A 17,055-nucleotide genomic window follows, 5' to 3' on the forward strand; every position below is an offset into this window, starting at 1 on the left:
GCTGCATTTTTTCATGCGGATGAAAATGGTACAAACTGATCCAGTCTATTTTTAAAGGTGATCACATAGAACTGACCGTAGACTTTTTGACGGTTTCATGACAAACCGAACTTCAAACAATTTTGGGGGGCGATGACGATTAAACTTAAGCTTTTGCTCATCATGGGACTCGCACTTCTGCTGCTCATTGCCGGATGCGGCAACTCAAGCAGTAAGAAAGAAGAAGGCAAATCCGATATTGCGACGGTGACAGTGAAAAACGGCCAATATATTACAAAGGATGGTCAAGAAAACTCCGACGATAGCGCACTGCTCGCGCTCAATATCAGTATTACCAACCACTCCGACGATTCGCTGGATCTGCTCACTGATGACTTCTCACTCTATGATTCCAAGAATGAAAAAGTATCGGTGGATGACTCCATCTATGACGATTCAGAAGGCAGCTTTAAAATGCTGGACACTGACTCCCTTGCCAAAGATAAAACCGTAACCGGCTACATTCCGTTTCGAGTCGCCAAGAACAAAACCTATGAACTGCACTTTCAGCCAAACGTCTATAAAGGAGATAAAAAGGTTGATGAAATTGTTGTAAAAATTAATACCAAGAAGTTCAAAGACGATCAGCAGCAAATTAAGGATTCCATGAACGCCTATATACAAACTGTTTTCTTTGGAAAAGATGATTCGAACTACGCAACCCTTGTCGCCAATGATGCAAATAAAGATAAAGCGCAAATGAAAGACGTATTCATCAAAAATATGGGCAGCGAGCTCGATGATCAGTTGTCTGATGAGCAAACCAATCAAATTTATGAAGCCTTTGAAAGCGCCAATCGTGAAAAAGGAAGCGTCGTTCTAAAGGTTGATACAGCCCTTCCGGATTCAGCCGTTGTCGAAGTTACTCCAAAAGTACTTTTCCTCGACGACATGTATGACGAGATTGAAAAATTGAAGGATCAGTTTATTGATGACAACCGCGGCAAATATTCGGACTATGATGCTGCGCTGAAAGGCTGGTATGTGTACATGGCAAAAAATATTGGGGAGGTGTTTAAAAATACTGATACACAGACATCCGACGACAGCTATAAAATCAATCTTAAGAAGGAAGGAAACAAATGGGAGGTCGATTCTGAAAAAAGCACGGCAAATTACGATTACGAGGGACTGCTCAGCGATATGACGGGCGGGTATTAAATTAATGTCGCCAATGCTTTATGGACTAAGCTGAATTGAGCAGGTGCGCTCAATTCGCTTTTTTCAACCGAGAAAGCGGGACAAGCGGATAGCAGTTGAGACGAATGGGTTTTCTCTCTCTTCGGTTGAACTTTCCAGAGATTGGGTTGAACTTTTCGAGTGTTGGGTTGAATTTCCGCTCTTCGTTTGAAATTAGTTACAACTTTTTAGAAGTTCGTTACGATTTTTCCTTAGTTCGTTACGAATTTGAGAGTCTTCGTTACGACTTTTTCTCGATTCGTTACAAGTCCAGACATCCGCACATCTTACGAGTTATTGCACCTCTTCCGTCTACTGCGCAACAAAGATGCAACCCACTTTACTGTTGCTTAAAACCTCAATTATTTGCTCGACACAAATCAGACAAAATCAAATGGCCACTTTGTGACAGCGTTTTCGTAATTGTTGCCAATCCACTGGTTATAAAGTAAATTATATATGTGAATTAATTCACAAAGTCATGATCCCTATTTTCCGAAGGAGGACCACCATATGGCTATTGAAGAACAAGCATTACATCCAAAGGATTCGAAAAAAGAAACATTGGAAACGATGATCGATCAATTGGTAACGAATGCTCAGACCGCACTGGATGAATTTAAACCGCTTGACCAAACGCAAATTGATGAGATCGTACGACAAATGGCTCTGGCCGGACTTGATCAGCACATGCAATTGGCGAAAATGGCCGTCGAAGAAACCGGACGCGGTGTTTATGAAGATAAAATGATTAAAAATATTTTTGCAACCGAATACATTTATAACTCAATAAAAACTAACAAAACCGTTGGCATCATTAACGAGGATCCGTATGAAGAAATTGTCCAAATCGCCGAGCCAGTTGGCGTCATCGCCGGTGTTACTCCAGTGACCAATCCGACATCAACGACGATGTTTAAATCCATCATTTCAATCAAGACAAAAAATCCGATTATTTTCGCCTTCCATCCGTCGGCGCAACAATGCAGCAGCGAAGCGGCTCGCGTGGTTCGTGATGCCGCGATACGTGCCGGAGCACCGAAAAATTGTATTCAATGGATTGAAACACCATCACTTGCCGCAACCCAGCAGCTGATGCATCACCCCGGCGTGGCTCTCATTCTCGCGACCGGCGGTTCAGGCATGGTTAAATCCGCCTACAGTTCAGGCAAACCGGCGATCGGCGTTGGTCCTGGGAACGTACCTGCGTACATCGAAAAAACGGCCGACATTAAGCAGGCGGTGAACGATCTGATCCTTTCCAAGACCTTTGACAACGGCATGATTTGCGCCTCGGAACAGGCAGTCATTGTGGACGCAGCAGTCTATGAAGCGGTCAAACAAGAAATGACCGCAAACAAATGCTACTTCTTAAATGATGAAGAACGGAAAAAAGTAGAGACACTGGTCATTGATGAAAAGCGTTGCGCCGTCAATCCCAAAATTGTCGGCAAGTCGGCCGCATACATTGCTAATCTTGCCGGCGTCACAGTTCCGGATGACACTAAGGTTATCATTGCCGAGCTGAACAGTGTTGGCCCGGAATCACCGCTTTCACGTGAAAAACTGAGTCCTGTGCTCGCCTGTTTCAAAGCGAAAACAACCGAAGAAGGCTTACAGCGATGTGAAGAAATGCTTGAATTTGGTGGCATCGGGCACTCGGCAGTTATTCATTCAAACGACCAAAAAGTAATTAATGCCTTTGCTATGAAGATGAAGGCCGGCCGTCTGATCATTAATGCGCCATCGTCACTCGGCGGTATTGGGGACATTTACAACCACTTTATTCCATCACTGACCTTGGGCTGCGGCACGTACGGCGGCAACTCAGTATCCACAAACGTCGGGACAGCGAACTTGATCAATATTAAAACGATGGCCAATCGCCGCAACAACATGCAGTGGTTCAAGGTTCCGCCGAAAATCTATTTTGAAAAAAATTCAACCAAGTATTTGTCGGTGATGCCGGATATTACACGCGCTTTTATCGTTGCCGATCCGGGCATGGTTAAATTCGGCTACGTCGACCGTGTTGTCCACTATTTGAGAAAACGAAATGAACCGATCCAGTACGAAATTTTCTCTGATGTGGAACCGGATCCATCCGTCACTACTGTTATGAAAGGTACTGAAATGATGCGCAGCTTTAAACCGGACGTAATCATTGCCCTGGGAGGCGGTTCGGCAATGGATGCGGCAAAGGGTATGTGGCTGTTCTATGAAAGCCCGGAAACAGAGTTCTTTGGACTCAGACAAAAGTTCTTGGACATCCGGAAACGTGTCTTTAAATTCCCTGATCTCGGTAAAAAAGCAAAATTCGTCGCAATCCCAACCACGTCGGGAACCGGATCAGAAGTGACTTCTTTCTCCGTGATCACAGACAAAGAAAATGATATGAAGTATCCGCTCGCCGACTATGCGCTGACACCAAATGTGGCGATCATCGATCCGGAATTCGTCATGACTGTACCGCCGCGCGTGCTCGCCGATTCCGGTATGGATGTGCTCACGCATGCGATTGAAGCCTATGTGTCCAACATGGCCAATGATTTTACAGACGGACTTTGTATCAAAGCAATTCAACTCGTGTTCAAATACTTGCCGCGCTCCTATAAGGACAGCAGCGACAAATTAGCAAAAGAGAAAATGCATAATGCGTCAACCATCGCCGGCATGGCATTCTCTAATGCATTTCTGGGAATCAATCACAGCCTTGCGCACAAGCTTGGCAACGAATTCCATCTGGCACACGGCCGGTGCTGTGCGATTCTTCTGCCGCATGTCATCCGTTACAATGCTCAGAAGCCGACGAAGTTCACATCGTTCCCGAAATATAAACACTTTATTGCCGATGAACGCTATGCAGAGATTGCACAGATCATCGGTGTAGGCGGAAAGACGACTGAAGAAAGTGTGGAAAACCTCGTTCAGGCGATTAAAAAACTGACTCAAGAGCTGAATATGCCGATGAGCATTGAAACAAATGGTGTCAGCAAAGCAGCTTTTGAAAAAGCTGTTGAAAAGATGTCTGATCGTGCATTTGGCGATCAATGTACGACCGCCAACCCGAAGATGCCGCTGGTTACCGAACTGGAAGCAATCTATCGTCAAGCATTCAAGGGCATCTAGACCCTACACCCAACAACAAAATGAAAAATCGAGAGGAGACGAATCCTCTCGATTTTTTTGTTTATTGAAATCTGCTTATGCTTTCGAAAGGCCAATTAAAAAGCCCACGTTTCACAGACTAGCAAATTCTTATCAGTTATTCTTAGGCGTAAGTAATTTGTAAAGCAATTGTTCGGTATAGTGATTAAACGATGCCGACGTTCGTGTTCTCGGCCGCTCAAGAGGGATGGCAAGATCTTCGCTGACTACGCCCTGCTCAAGCAGAATAACACGATCCGCTAATCGAACTGCCTCTTCCACATCATGAGTCACAAGGATGCAGGTCAGGCCCTGCTTTTTCCATACCTTTTCAATCAAGTCCTGCATTTCCATCCTGGTCAATGCATCCAGCGCGCCGAGCGGTTCATCAAGCAAGAGCAGTTCCGGCTGATTGATTAATGCCCGCGCGAGCGCGACTCGCTGTTTTTGCCCGCCGGATAATGTCAATGGATATTTATCAGCAAATCCGGACAGACCTACTGCTTCCAGTGCTTCCACAGCACTTTTTTTCCAATTGCCATTCAAGCCGATGCCAACATTATCAACCACCTTTTTCCAAGGAAGAAAGCGGCCATTTTGAAACATTAAGCGTGCCGAATGATTGATCCCCGCCAGAGGCTGCCGGTTCTGTTCCACTTCGCCTTCTGTTTGTTGCTCTAAACCGGCAATCAGCCGTAGCAGCGTACTTTTCCCGCACCCGCTTCTCCCAATGATTGCGACAAATTCGCCTTCGCGAATGGTAAGGTTGACGCCTTTAAGAACCTGCTGATCCTGATAATGTTTGCGGATGTTCCGCAATTCCAGCACAACCTTTTTCGATCCATAAAGTTCATCTTGGCTATGAAGTACAGTAACCGGTCGATCATCTGCCTGTCTTAAACCTGTGACCAACGCAGCCACCTCCTCTCAAATAGTTTTGCAATCAGATCGGAACATTTGCCGAGTAATGCGTAAATCAAAATGGAAAGGACGATAACATCCATCTGCATGAATTCTCGTGCATTCATTGCCATATAGCCGATTCCCGAGTTTGATGATATGGTCTCCGCGACAATTAAGGTTGTCCACATCACACCGAGTGCGTAACGGACGCCGACGAGAATTGATGAGAGTGCACCTGGAAAAATGATATGCGTAAAAAGTGATAATCCGTTTAATCCATAGGCTTGTCCCATTTCTACTAATTCCTTATCCACATATTTAATGCCATGATACGTATTAATATAGATCGGAAACAGCACACCGAGTGCAACTAGGACAATTTTCGGTGTCTCGCCAATGCCGAACCAGAGAATCATTAAAGGAATCAGAGACAGATGCGGTACATTGCGCAGCATTTGCACAGAAGAATCAAAAAGTGAGTCGGAAACTTTAAAAATTCCATTGCACAGTCCTAAAACAAAGCCTGTAATACCCCCGATCAAGAAACCGCTCATCGCGCGATAGAGACTGATCCCGAGATTATTCATCAATTCCCCGCTTTTAAACAACCGAATCCCTGCACGAATAACACCGAGCGGCGAAGGAAGCACCGTTGCGGATAGGACTCCCAATGACGATAATCCCTGCCAGACGAGCAGCAAAACGATCGGAATCAGCCACGGGAGAACATGCATCAAATCTTTTCTTACATTGATTTTCATGATTTATGCCTCCTTAATTGCTCAGCAACGCATCACGTACATTGATTTTCTTCGGAATGATTTTTAATTGATAGAATTGATCCGCAATCGATTGTTGTTCATCGAGAATAGTGCTATTCATTTTGTCAATGCCATAGGTGCGGCGATTGACAGACATTGCTACAATGTCCTTATCCATTTTGAGGGCGTCTGCCAGCTTTGCAATCAATTCCGTATGGTGGCTATTTGCCCAATCCATGGCTTCTGATACTTGACTCATAACTGTTTTGGTGACCTTTGTATGACTTTTTGCAAAGCTGCGTTTCGCCAAGAAGAAGTCGCGATCAGTCGTAATCCCCTTGCCGTTGACAAGCATTTTTGCATTGCCGGTAATCTGTGCTGCCGCTGTGAATGGATCCCAAACTGCCCAAGCATCAACATTGCCCTTCTCAAACGCGATACGTGCATCTGCAGGCTGCAAGTACACAGGCTGCACATCATTCAATGTTAAGCCTGCTTTTTTTAATGCTTTGACTACAAGATAATGAGAGCTGGATCCCTTTGAAAAAGCAATCTTCTTCCCTTTTAAATCGGCAAGCGATGTAATTGAGCTGTTTTTCTTAACAACAATGCCGCTGCCGACATTTTTGGATTTTCCCACGCCGACGTAGACGATGTCCGTACCTGATGCTTGTGCGACGACCGGCGGCGTATTTCCTGTTCGACCATAGTCAATGCTTCCGGCCCGCAGCGCTTCAAGTAATGCCGAACCCGCTTGGAACTCTTTCCACTCCACTTTATATCCTTGTTTCTTTAGCGCTTTGGCTAGATTTCCTCTGATCTGAGCAATGTTAAATTCATCGCCTTTTTGGTATCCGATGCGAATGACTTTGTTTCCGGTGTCCGATGATGATGTTCCGCACCCGGAGACAAGAAAACCGATAATGAGTATAAGTGACAGAGCGAGCAGCTTTGATTTACGCATGATTATTAATTCTCCCTATTTCAAGATTTTGAACGAGCAAATGATGCTTTAACAGGCTTCTTTGAACTTTCCCTGTTGGTCCGGTGGGTATTTCGGGCAAGAATTCTATGGTTTCCGGCCATTTGTGTGCGGATAAGGATCGCTTGCATTGCTCCCAAACAGCCCGTATAAGTTCCTGCCGATCAGTCTGGACTTTCTCTTCAGCGACAATATAAGCGGCAACTCGTTCTCCGTACTTTGGATCATCCAACCCAATAACGGCAGCTTGTTTTATCCCGGAAACCGTTCGGATGACCTGTTCCACTTCATAAGGGCTGATTTTCTCGCCTCCGCGATTAATTAATTCCTTTTTCCTTCCTGATATGAAGACATAGCCGTCTTCATCAACCCAGCCAACATCACCGGTGTGAAACCAGCCGTCTTGGAAAGCGTCCTTTCCTGCGCCGTCTTCATAGCATCTGATCACATTGTCGCCGCGTATCGTAAGCTCTCCCACTTTCCCGCACGCCAGTTCCTGATCCTGATCATCAACAACTTTCAATTCCAAGCCGTACGGAATGCCGACCGATGCAGGTTTACGTTTCATAGGCGGCAGCGGGTTAACACAAATCTGACTTGCTGCCTCAGTCATACCGTAGGATTGGATCAGCGGAATGCCAAAGACATCATCAAATTGTTTTGCCAGCTGCGGTGCAAGCGGAGCTGACGCGGATCGGATCATACGCAAAGAATCAGGAATGACCGTCGGTTTCGGAATCTTAAGCAAAATCGAGATGATCGCCGGCACCGCCGATACCCAGGTCACCTTGTCTTGGATGACAACATTCCAAAACTTAGACGCGCTGAACTTTGGCGCCATTATGATCTGCCCTCCTGAAAGAAGTGTAGACAAAACGGTGACAACCTGAGCATTGATATGAAAAAGCGGAAGTATGTTATAAGCACGATCGGATGCGCTCAGTCGGTGCGAGGCGATAATATGCCGCGCTGCCGCATACACTTGCCGGTGTGTCAGGCCGACTGCCTTCGGTGCCCCGGTCGTTCCTGATGTATAGAGAAGAATGGCTGTTGCATCTTCAGGAGGCTCGACCGAAGTACATGATTCAAACGCGGCCTCCGCATTCCATACCCTTATCCATTGGTGATTATTTCTGAAGTAATAGGACAGATCCGACAAATCCCCATGATAAATGCAGAGCGAATTCAAAGAATAAGCCATCGTGTCATCGAATAAAACGGCAGCATGCCGATCGTGAACGAACCCGTGAACCGGTCGGCACCTCTGTATGAATCGTTTAAATTCCGTATCCGTCATTTCCGGATTTACGGTTGCAACAACTGCTCCGTAATCCATAATTGCAAGGAAGAAACAAAGAAATGAATAGGAGTTTGGCAGTCCGAGAACGACCCTGTCCCCTTTTTCAATCCCCGCATGCACCATAATTGCTTGAATTCTTTTGATTTCGGATTGAAGTTCGCCTGCCGAATACCAATGATTGCCTTCATTTATCATAGATCTGTCACTTGGCTTCATATGCTCATGCAATTCGCGTGTTAATTGTGACATAGACGTTATCTCCTTTAATTCGTTTATTTTGTTTCTTCAGGCAAAGCTGCAGGCTTTGACCGCTTCAGGCTCGGCCATTTTGAACGACGACCAATGCAATAGGACAGAATCGGTGTTTTATAAAAAGCATAGGCAATAAGCATAGATGCTGCGTAAACAAAAAGAATGGCAAGCGGCAGAGACAAGTAAAAAGCAAGTGAACCGACTTTTAAATAGGGTACAAAATAAGTACCGACCAAATAGAGCGGAAAAGGCTGCGCCAGATACATACCGAACGACGTCATTGATGCGGTCTGAACGAATCGATTAAACACCGGCCCGCTCCCTGTTTCCCTGCGCTTCGCCCAGTACCTTCCGATAAAAATCAACAAAGCGATGATCAGAATAGTGTAGGGCAGATATACAGGCTGATGCACAGACTGAGCAGCACGATCGCTTTCATGTAAGATGACGCGGTTTAAATAATAATGCAGGCACATACCCATCCAGCTGACGGCAAGGATACCGATCAGCAATTTGATATGCCGATCAATAAATGTGCAAATCTCGTTATAGTGACACGCTGCCAAGCCGCCGAGTACAAAATAACATTGGTAGGTGACGACGAACACGCCGTAATGAGACAATAAGTACGGCCAGCTAGATGTATCCAGATGAGGCAGCACAAATTTGATAAAAACCGTTGTGATCAATTGCACATACACACTCCATAGGAACACATGCAAATGCCACTTTTTAAACTTTTGCAGCCCGCGAAGCATAAATGGGAACACAAGATAGAATTGAAACGTAACGAGAACGTAGTAAATATAAAATTGATCCCCATGGATGAACGCAAGCCACAAATCATTCAGGAATTGAAATAGAGGCTCTCGTGTATGCATTAAATAATCATTCTGAAACAAGAGATAGATAATGTTCCAAAACAAATAGGGAATGCCAATGAGCAAAAAGCGTTTCTTCCAAAAATCTGCAATCCGCAAATCACGGTTGGCGTAAACGATAAACAAAATAAATCCCGTAATAAACATGAATGCCATACGTGTGACATGCATTGAGGAATGAATCGCCGACATCGTCACAGAGCTCATTGTCCATCCTTTCAGCTGACTGTCAAAGATACTCATTGTATGGACGGAGAGAACACCAAACATAATGATCGCTCTCATCAAATCAATTTCATATAAATGTTTTCTTTTCAATAAAACAACTCCTTGCTCGTAACAATTTTCAGACATAGATTATCATCGAATCCTTAACAATTTCTTAATTGCACATTGCGACTTTATTACATAACAGCGTTTACGCTTTATATCGAAACCGTTTACATATTTTGAACACTTCGATACACTTGTTGTGAACAGATTCACATGTTTAGATTTAAGGAGGATAAAAATAGTGAAACTATTGATGTACGGCGTACAAGATCACGAAAAGAAGATCATCGCAGACTGGGCTGAATCACATAAAGTTGACATAGTGACCACACCGGACTTCCTCTCCGAACAGACCGTTGCACGTGCAAAAAGCTTTGACGGCATCTGCATTCAACAGCCGATTGCGCTTGGCGGACCGAAGCTGTACGCACAGCTGAAGGACTATGGAATCAGGCAGATCGCGACACGCACGGCAGGCTATGACATGATTGACTTGGCCGAAGCGGAAAATAACGGCTTAATCGTCACAAATGTTCCTGCCTACTCGCCTTATGCCGTAGCAGAGCTTGCAGTCACTCAGGCCATGCAGCTCGTTCGCCACATTCCACAATTTCAGAAGCGCATCTCTAATCAAGATTTTCGCTGGTCCGGTCTGCTTTCTAAAGAAATCCGCTCATTAACCGTCGGCATCGTGGGAACCGGCCGCATCGGAGCCACGGCCGCCGAGCTTTTCAAAGGACTCGGGGCAAAGGTTATCGGCTTCGACCAATACCCAAACGATCGCGTCAAATCAATTCTCGACTATCGCCCATCGCTGGAGGCTGTACTGAAAGAAGCAGACATTGTATCCCTGCATACGCCTCTCTTTGATTCAACACGGCATATGATCAACAAAAATACATTAAAACTGATGAAAAAGAGTGCTTTTCTTATCAACATCGCACGCGGAGGGCTCATCAACACAGAGGATCTTATTGATGCACTCGCAACCGGAGAAATTGCCGGGGCTGCGCTTGACACATTTGAGAACGAAACCGTGATTAACAAAAATCTAAGCGGACAACCGCTTGATGATCCGCTTCTCGCTAAGTTGATCGCTATGGATCAAGTCCTGTTGACACCACATGTTGGTTTCTTTACGGAAACAGCCATTCAAAATATCGTTGAAGGCGCGCTTGACTGTGTTGTTGAAGTTCTGGAAACCGGCACAAGCAGAAACCGTGTGCAACAGCCGGAATAAGCGTAGAAAATAAACCATAAACAGATTAGAAAACTTGGCTGCGCCTCTGACAAAGGCAAAGGCTTAGTTGCATTTACACTAAATTCCTCTAAATCTTTATACTTTCTTATTTGTGTAAAAAAAGGAGATCATTTAGCGAACGAATGATCTCCTTTTTATAGTGTACCTTTGATTTGATGGCTGTTATACTTATGAAAAAGAAAGGAGATGATCATGATGGCAAGCGAGTTGCAAATGGTGATGCAAGCCATTAAAGAGCTTGGAAACAACATCAGCACGCTCGATGAACGGATGGGCAAGTTTGAACAGAGAATGGATCAGCTTGACACACGAATAAATCACATGGAGAATGACATGCGCTCCGGATTTGCTGCATTGAAACAAGAGATTAAAGACAAGCACTTTGATGTACTGGACCGCATTGATCTTCTGCGTGAAGATGCCTTAAACACATCATTAGACGTTCAGCGCATCAAACGATTAGAAAACTTGGCTTTGCCAAGCCTCTAGCAAGGCGAAGTCATAGTTGCACTTATACTATTTTCCTTAAAATTTATCACTAGCGTTGCAGTAATCAAAACTGATGATTCAAAATACTAGGAATAGTCGAATTTAAAGAGGCTAGCCAACAAAAAAATCCTTTACAATGGAAGGATAGGTGATTCTATCCAAATCCAAAGAAAAGGATTCACGCATGGATAAGAATACACATCTCTCTTCATTTTCGCAATGGTTAAATCAGATAAACTTTAAACAGCTTGACGAAACCCTCGGACAAACCGGCGGTGACAAGTACGTGAAAAAGCTGACGACAAAGGCTTATATGACCCTTTTTCTGTATGCTCATCTCCAGAAAGAAGACAGTCTGCGTTCGATTTCGGACTGCGTCTTAAGTGAAGAGCTTCAGAAAGCAACGGGTCTCTCGTCGATCAGCGCCTCACAACTCTCAAGAAAAAATAACTCGGTTGACCCGCAACTGTTGATGATGCTCTTTCTTGATCTGGTCGCCAAGATTAAAGGCAAACGAGCACCCCAAATGGATGAACAGCTTAGGGTTGTGGATTCGACGACGATATCCCTGAATGCTCAGCGCTATCCATGGGCTCACTTTCGCAAAACCAAAGCCGGCGTCAAGCTGCACCTTCGCCTTGTCTTTATGGGAAAAGGGCAAGTGTTTCCGGAAAAAGCAGTCCTTACATCCGCTCAAGTCAATGACCGCTCGCAACTCGATGTGCTCGTTGACGAGAAAGAAGCCATGTATGTCTTTGATCGAGGCTATGTGGATTACCAGGCCTTTGATCGTTTTTCCGAAGAGGGGATGTTCTTTGCTTCCCGTTTAAAAAAGAATGCCGTTATCCATGTCCTGCACAACTATAAAGTCCCCGAGAAAAGTTCTCTTTTATCGGATCAAATGATCCTGCTGGGCAGCATTCAAAACCAAACGGAAAATGCCTTCCGTCTCATCGTGGCGCAAGACGATCAGGGGAAGAACATTCGGATCATCACCAATCGTTTTGACTTGTCGGCGACAGAAATCAGTGATGTCTATCGTCATCGATGGGCCATCGAACTTTTTTTCAAATGGCTGAAGCAACATGTTCGGATCCAAACATTTTACGGACAAAGTGAGAAGGCTGTCCAGAATCAACTACTTTTGGCGTTGATTCATTACAGTCTATTCGTTTTGATTCAGCAGAAACTTAAAACGACGAGTTCAGTACTTCAACTGAACCGATGGTTCAAAGCTGTGCTTTGGAAATCCTGTGAGCAATGGTTCCGCCGTATTCGTTTTCAAATGAATAAAAGGAAACGAGTAACCTAAAGGCACCTTAAAGGCTGTTGACACTTGGACACTGATTAACTGGATAAAATTGTAAAATGGATCGAGTCACCTTTTAGGTGGACATTAACTTTTTTGGCTTTGGTAGAAAAAATACAAATTCTGAATAGTTCGTCAATATTTATGCAACGCTAGTGAAAATTTATATACTTTTTTATAGTAAAAATTAAAAAAGCGGGACTTTAACCGCGCACGCGCGATCATACTCCCGCTCCCTTTTCTTCACTTCACAGTTCTTCATTACTTCTGATCAAACCACGCAGGGTTATTTCGATCATTGCAATCACCCTGTCGATGAACGGCATGAGATCGTCAATATTCGAATTCGGGTGTTTCTTTAGATAAGTCATCGTCCGATTACTGTAATCATTAAAAATACAGAGCAGTACCTCTTTTAAAAGATTCGGGTCTACATCGTCCTTCAAGTCGAGTTTTTCAATCGTATCCCCAACGAAATCCGGAGTCATTGCATTCAATTCATTATATAGACTAATCATTTTTTTCGTCAGTTTTTCCGGAGGTCGAGTAAATGCATTCATGATAAACTGGAAAATATCTGGATATTTTTTATAAATACTGATTTCCATGGCACATATTCTCCGCATATCTGCAAGCATATCAGACGATAAATTCCAGTTCTCATAGTCAAGCTCTTTCATTGTAAACCGTATGGCATAATCCACACTTTCTTCAAAGAGTTTCTCTTTAGAATCAAAATAGTGAAAGATCAGCCCTTTTGAGACGCCCGATAATTTTGCGATCTGATTGGTCGATGCCCGGTCAAATCCCTTTACCGCAAATTCATGAATCGCAGCGTTCAAAATAGCCTTTTCTTTCGTTTCATCCATTACACTTTCAAATCCTTCCTCTTATATGTCCAAAGCGCAAGCAGACAAGAAACCACGATCACAATCAGGTCGGTCACAATGTATTTCCATTCAATCCCATTCTTAAAAACAGTGCTCGGAAGCGCCGTGTCAACCGGCGAGAAGAAAACCAGTGCCTGAAAATCATCATTCATCTTACCCACAACACCAAGTATAAAGGTAAGAAAAACAATACCAAGAGATAATGAAGTCGCCGATTTATTTGTGGACAGGAACGCCGATAATAGGAAACCGAACGCAAGAAAAGTAAGGCCCATTACCCATCCGGAAAAAGCTAATTGTGCAAAGCTCTTAAACAGCCCAGCAACGGATGCTCCCGACTCCTTGAAGAGGATGCATCCCAAAAAAGCAATGACCATTGATACTGCCCAGTATAATGTATATAGCAAACTGTTGGCGAGCATTTTCGATCCAACGATGGAAAGACGCGTAATCGGCTGAGCATAGAGATAGCCGATTGTTCCCTCCGCCTCTTCTCTGGCAAGTGCATTGGTTCCGAGCATCGCTGCGAAAATACCGGTGGCAATGATCACATACTGGTATTCATAACCAAAGTAGCCTTTGATCGTCGCCAGAGCCGCCATATCCGATAAATTGAATGCCTTCAGCATATCTTTCGGCATTGACTTCAAGTCCATCTGCTGCAGACCCATGTCCTTCATTGCGGGAAATAACGACACCAAACCAAGCGTCAGCAATCCGACAACAACAATCCAAATCAAAAGTGTTTTTATGTGTGTCCTGCATTCAAGCTTGAATAAGGTCATAATCGTTCACCCTCCTGACGTTCATACATAGACATGAACTGTTCTTCCAAATCACGATTCGCAACAGTAACATCTTCAAGATCTACTGAAAGATTCGACAAGGTTGAGAACAGCTGCGGCAAGCCGCCTTCATAGAGAAAACGCGCTTCATGTTCCTCTTTTTTCGTGCAGGTCGCACCAATAGCCTTCATTTCATCGAGCGGCAGCTTGCTTCCTTTCAAGACAACAATCTTCATCTTTTTATTGACTTGAGACAGATCTTCAACACCGATCAACTGGCCGCTGCGAATAAACGCGACCTTTGAACAATAATCCTCAACTTCTTTCAGGTTGTGACTTGAGAGGAAGATGGTCGCCCCCTGTTCCTGCTTTTCTTTGAGCACTCGGAACAGCCGAGCATGCATCAGCGGGTCAAGTCCGTTCGTTGGTTCATCCATGATAATTAACTCCGGATGATGAATGAGTGCGCAGACTAATGCAACCTTTTTCTTATTTCCTAAAGACAGATCACCGAACTTCTTCTTGCGATCAATCTGAAACAGTTCACAATAGCGATCAATCTCCGCCTGATCGCCTTTCATTTGATGAAAATCAAGCGTATAGCGAATCAGATCCTGAACGCGCAGCTGCGGATAAAAACGGACATCGCTTGGCACATAGCCAATTCTTTTCTTGACCTCCAGATCATGCTGCGGAACATTTTTTCCGAGAAGTGATATCTCCCCGCCGCTTCGTTTAATAAAATTCAACATCATATTCATTGTTGTCGATTTGCCTGCTCCATTCGGTCCGATGAATCCGAAAAATTCACCTTGCTCAACAGAAAAGGACAGATCATTCACAGCAACAAACTTGCCAAAACGTTTACTGATGTGGCTCAATTCAATAACCGGCATCTCAGTGAACCTCCTTTTGATCACGCTTTGACCACTAGGTCAATGACACTATAGCATGCATTGACCTAGTGGTCAACACTCTTGTTCACGTTTTTTCCGGCTAAAAATGATGACAATTTTTTGCTCAGTCTAGGAGTGATGGCCAAGTTTGGTATGTATAGACATCCTCATCAATCACATAATAATTGACGAAAAAGGGGGGAGAAACAATGGCAAAACCAGATGATCGTTCTGACAATTGGGAGAAAATCGGCCACAACATCGGTAACACGCAGCAAAACATTGACGAAACCAATGACTATTTAAAAGCGCACGGCGATGAAATGAACGAGGATGAAAAACGTCAGCTGCATGAAAAAAACAAGCGACGCAAGGACAGCGTAGAAGGACTGCGCGATGAACTGAAAGATGAAACCGCCTTTAGCAAGACTCATTAATTATTAAATACCGATCGGCAACGCCGGTCGGTATTTTTCATGCCCTCCTGAGAACAGGTGCCCAGTATGACTCTGTTTGGATATTAGCCTTAAGTCTTAGAGGAATATATGGCTGAGGCTTATTCCTGAAGATCCGTCGTCAAGTTAAAGTATAGGTACATTGATCGAAAGGATTGCCCGTCATGTATGCTTATATCTTACTTACTCATTCAAAAACACTGCCCGCAAAACTCGTCCGGCTTTGGACCGGTGATACCTATTCACACGTGGCCATTTCTCTTGATTCACCTATGACCGCTTACAGCTTCGGTAGGAAAAGCAGGCTGAACTTTCTTAACGGAGGATTTATTGAGGAACAGTTCGCTGATATGGATCAAGCAACGCAAATCAGCGTTCTGCGTCTTCCAATGACTCAGAATGCCTATTATCGAGCTCGTATTCTGCTCGCCTACTTTCAAGATTACGGTGACTCCTATCATTATAATTTTAAGGGAATTATCGGCATCATGCTTCACCGCAGAATAAGCGGAATAAATGCCTATTTTTGCTCTCAATTTGTTTCAACACTGCTCGAGAAAAGCGGCGCATACCGCTTCAGCAAGCCCGCCTATTTTATCAAACCGTCTGATTTTCTCGTTCTGAACGAAGCGGAAACCCTTTATTCCGGAACGCTTGGCGGCTACTTGTCACCTGCAGCTGATTCCGGCCGTTTAGCACCGGCCGCTCAATGGGCTTAGATATACTTTACCATCAGATACTCGTCTACAAATCCGCTGTCTTCCTTCATTGCGTCATAATCTTCGCCGTAGATCTTAAATCCGAATTTTTTGTAGGCGCGAATCGCAGGCTCATTGTTCGTGACGACAAATAAATAAATTTTGGTAACACCGTCTTTTATCACATCACCAATCATAAATTCGATGATTTTTCTGGAAAGGCCCTGACCTCGGTATTCTGGCGATACATAGACGCTGGTGAGTGTTGCACGGTGCGCCATTTTCGGCAGCGTTTCCCGATGCAGTGATGCAATCGCGATCAGTCGTTCCTCATCGAAACCGCCAACAGTCAAGACATCGGGGTCAGACAGATGTTTACGAATTTGATCCATTGTCCGATTTTGTTCCGTATTCAAGTCCGATGCGTATGCCTCCGGATTATTTGTCAATGCTTCGAGCCTCAATGCGCGATACTGCTCCGCATCTTCGGCGGTTAATGGTTTAAAAAAGACCATAGCAAGCCCTCCACAACATATTCTCTATGCTATTATGAAC

16 protein-coding genes are annotated in these 17,055 nt (G+C 44.3%); 7 read left to right on the plus strand and 9 right to left on the minus strand.

Annotated elements, in window-relative coordinates; all coding sequences use genetic code 11:
- The first annotated feature begins 132 nt into the window (after positions 1 to 132).
- Both AC1MBV_RS15625 and adhE read left to right on the plus strand, forming a co-directional pair.
- Positions 133 to 1,200 carry a DUF5105 domain-containing protein gene (locus AC1MBV_RS15625; protein WP_480948732.1) on the plus strand — a complete coding sequence of 356 codons (1,068 nt, stop codon included), beginning with the start codon at positions 133 to 135 and terminating at the stop codon, positions 1,198 to 1,200.
- A gap of 531 nt (positions 1,201 to 1,731) precedes the next feature.
- Positions 1,732 to 4,347 (plus strand): bifunctional acetaldehyde-CoA/alcohol dehydrogenase, encoded by a 2,616-nt coding sequence (gene adhE, locus AC1MBV_RS15630; protein WP_255749078.1) that lies wholly within the window; start codon positions 1,732 to 1,734, stop codon positions 4,345 to 4,347.
- Positions 4,348 to 4,479: 132 nt separating this feature from the next.
- Here adhE and AC1MBV_RS15635 read toward each other — a convergent pair whose 3' ends face one another.
- The 5 genes from AC1MBV_RS15635 to AC1MBV_RS15655 form a co-directional block, all read right to left on the minus strand.
- Complete coding sequence (locus AC1MBV_RS15635; protein ID WP_255749123.1) at positions 4,480 to 5,193, minus strand: ATP-binding cassette domain-containing protein; 714 nt, start codon at positions 5,191 to 5,193, stop codon at positions 4,480 to 4,482.
- Between the two features lie 68 nt (positions 5,194 to 5,261).
- On the minus strand, positions 5,262 to 6,029 hold the full coding sequence (gene ssuC, locus AC1MBV_RS15640; protein ID WP_255749079.1) for an aliphatic sulfonate ABC transporter permease SsuC: 768 nt from the start codon (positions 6,027 to 6,029) through the stop codon (positions 5,262 to 5,264).
- 13 nt (positions 6,030 to 6,042) lie between these two features.
- A complete protein-coding gene (locus tag AC1MBV_RS15645) occupies positions 6,043 to 6,993 on the minus strand; it encodes a sulfonate ABC transporter substrate-binding protein (protein ID WP_255749080.1) in 951 nt (316 codons plus the stop codon).
- Positions 6,986 to 8,560, minus strand: a complete 1,575-nt coding sequence (locus tag AC1MBV_RS15650) for an AMP-binding protein (RefSeq protein ID WP_480948733.1) — start codon at positions 8,558 to 8,560, stop codon at positions 6,986 to 6,988. Before AC1MBV_RS15650 ends, AC1MBV_RS15645 begins: the two co-directional genes overlap by 8 nt.
- 23 nt (positions 8,561 to 8,583) lie before the next feature.
- Positions 8,584 to 9,762 (minus strand): acyltransferase, encoded by a 1,179-nt coding sequence (locus AC1MBV_RS15655; RefSeq protein ID WP_480948734.1) that lies wholly within the window; start codon positions 9,760 to 9,762, stop codon positions 8,584 to 8,586.
- Positions 9,763 to 9,958: 196 nt separating this feature from the next.
- Between AC1MBV_RS15655 and AC1MBV_RS15660 the strand changes: the two genes are divergently transcribed.
- The 3 genes from AC1MBV_RS15660 (at position 9,959) to AC1MBV_RS15670 (ending at position 12,779) form a co-directional block, all read left to right on the plus strand.
- On the plus strand, positions 9,959 to 10,957 hold the full coding sequence (locus AC1MBV_RS15660) for a D-2-hydroxyacid dehydrogenase (RefSeq protein ID WP_480948735.1): 999 nt from the start codon (positions 9,959 to 9,961) through the stop codon (positions 10,955 to 10,957).
- 216 nt (positions 10,958 to 11,173) lie between these two features.
- Positions 11,174 to 11,467 carry a hypothetical protein gene (locus tag AC1MBV_RS15665; RefSeq protein ID WP_255749084.1) on the plus strand — a complete coding sequence of 98 codons (294 nt, stop codon included), beginning with the start codon at positions 11,174 to 11,176 and terminating at the stop codon, positions 11,465 to 11,467.
- 184 nt (positions 11,468 to 11,651) lie between these two features.
- Entirely contained in the window at positions 11,652 to 12,779 is a 1,128-nt protein-coding gene (locus AC1MBV_RS15670) for an IS4 family transposase (RefSeq protein WP_480947342.1), read from the plus strand.
- Positions 12,780 to 13,024: 245 nt separating this feature from the next.
- Here the strand turns inward: AC1MBV_RS15670 and AC1MBV_RS15675 are convergent, their stop codons facing one another.
- The 3 genes from AC1MBV_RS15675 to AC1MBV_RS15685 are packed head-to-tail and all read right to left on the minus strand — an operon-like array spanning position 13,025 to position 15,347.
- The gene (locus AC1MBV_RS15675) at positions 13,025 to 13,645 is read right to left on the minus strand and encodes a TetR/AcrR family transcriptional regulator (protein WP_255749085.1); all 621 of its coding nucleotides are present in this window, start codon (positions 13,643 to 13,645) and stop codon (positions 13,025 to 13,027) included.
- Complete coding sequence (locus tag AC1MBV_RS15680) at positions 13,645 to 14,451, minus strand: ABC transporter permease subunit (protein WP_255749086.1); 807 nt, start codon at positions 14,449 to 14,451, stop codon at positions 13,645 to 13,647. Before AC1MBV_RS15680 ends, AC1MBV_RS15675 begins: the two co-directional genes overlap by 1 nt.
- Positions 14,448 to 15,347 (minus strand): ABC transporter ATP-binding protein, encoded by a 900-nt coding sequence (locus AC1MBV_RS15685; RefSeq protein ID WP_255749087.1) that lies wholly within the window; start codon positions 15,345 to 15,347, stop codon positions 14,448 to 14,450. The genes AC1MBV_RS15680 and AC1MBV_RS15685 overlap by 4 nt, the downstream gene beginning before the upstream one ends.
- Before the next feature lie 209 nt (positions 15,348 to 15,556).
- Between AC1MBV_RS15685 and tlp the strand changes: the two genes are divergently transcribed.
- Entirely contained in the window at positions 15,557 to 15,784 is a 228-nt protein-coding gene (tlp, locus tag AC1MBV_RS15690) for a small acid-soluble spore protein Tlp (RefSeq protein WP_255749088.1), read from the plus strand.
- Positions 15,785 to 15,966: 182 nt separating this feature from the next.
- Positions 15,967 to 16,521 (plus strand): C40 family peptidase, encoded by a 555-nt coding sequence (locus AC1MBV_RS15695; RefSeq protein WP_255749089.1) that lies wholly within the window; start codon positions 15,967 to 15,969, stop codon positions 16,519 to 16,521.
- On the opposite strand, the gene AC1MBV_RS15700 is transcribed toward AC1MBV_RS15695, so the two are convergent.
- Positions 16,518 to 17,015 carry a GNAT family N-acetyltransferase gene (locus tag AC1MBV_RS15700; protein ID WP_255749090.1) on the minus strand — a complete coding sequence of 166 codons (498 nt, stop codon included), beginning with the start codon at positions 17,013 to 17,015 and terminating at the stop codon, positions 16,518 to 16,520. The two genes, AC1MBV_RS15695 and AC1MBV_RS15700, sit on opposite strands and share 4 nt — an antisense overlap.
- Positions 17,016 to 17,055 lie beyond the last annotated feature (40 nt).

The organism is Sporolactobacillus sp. PKPK-6, assembly GCF_056678885.1.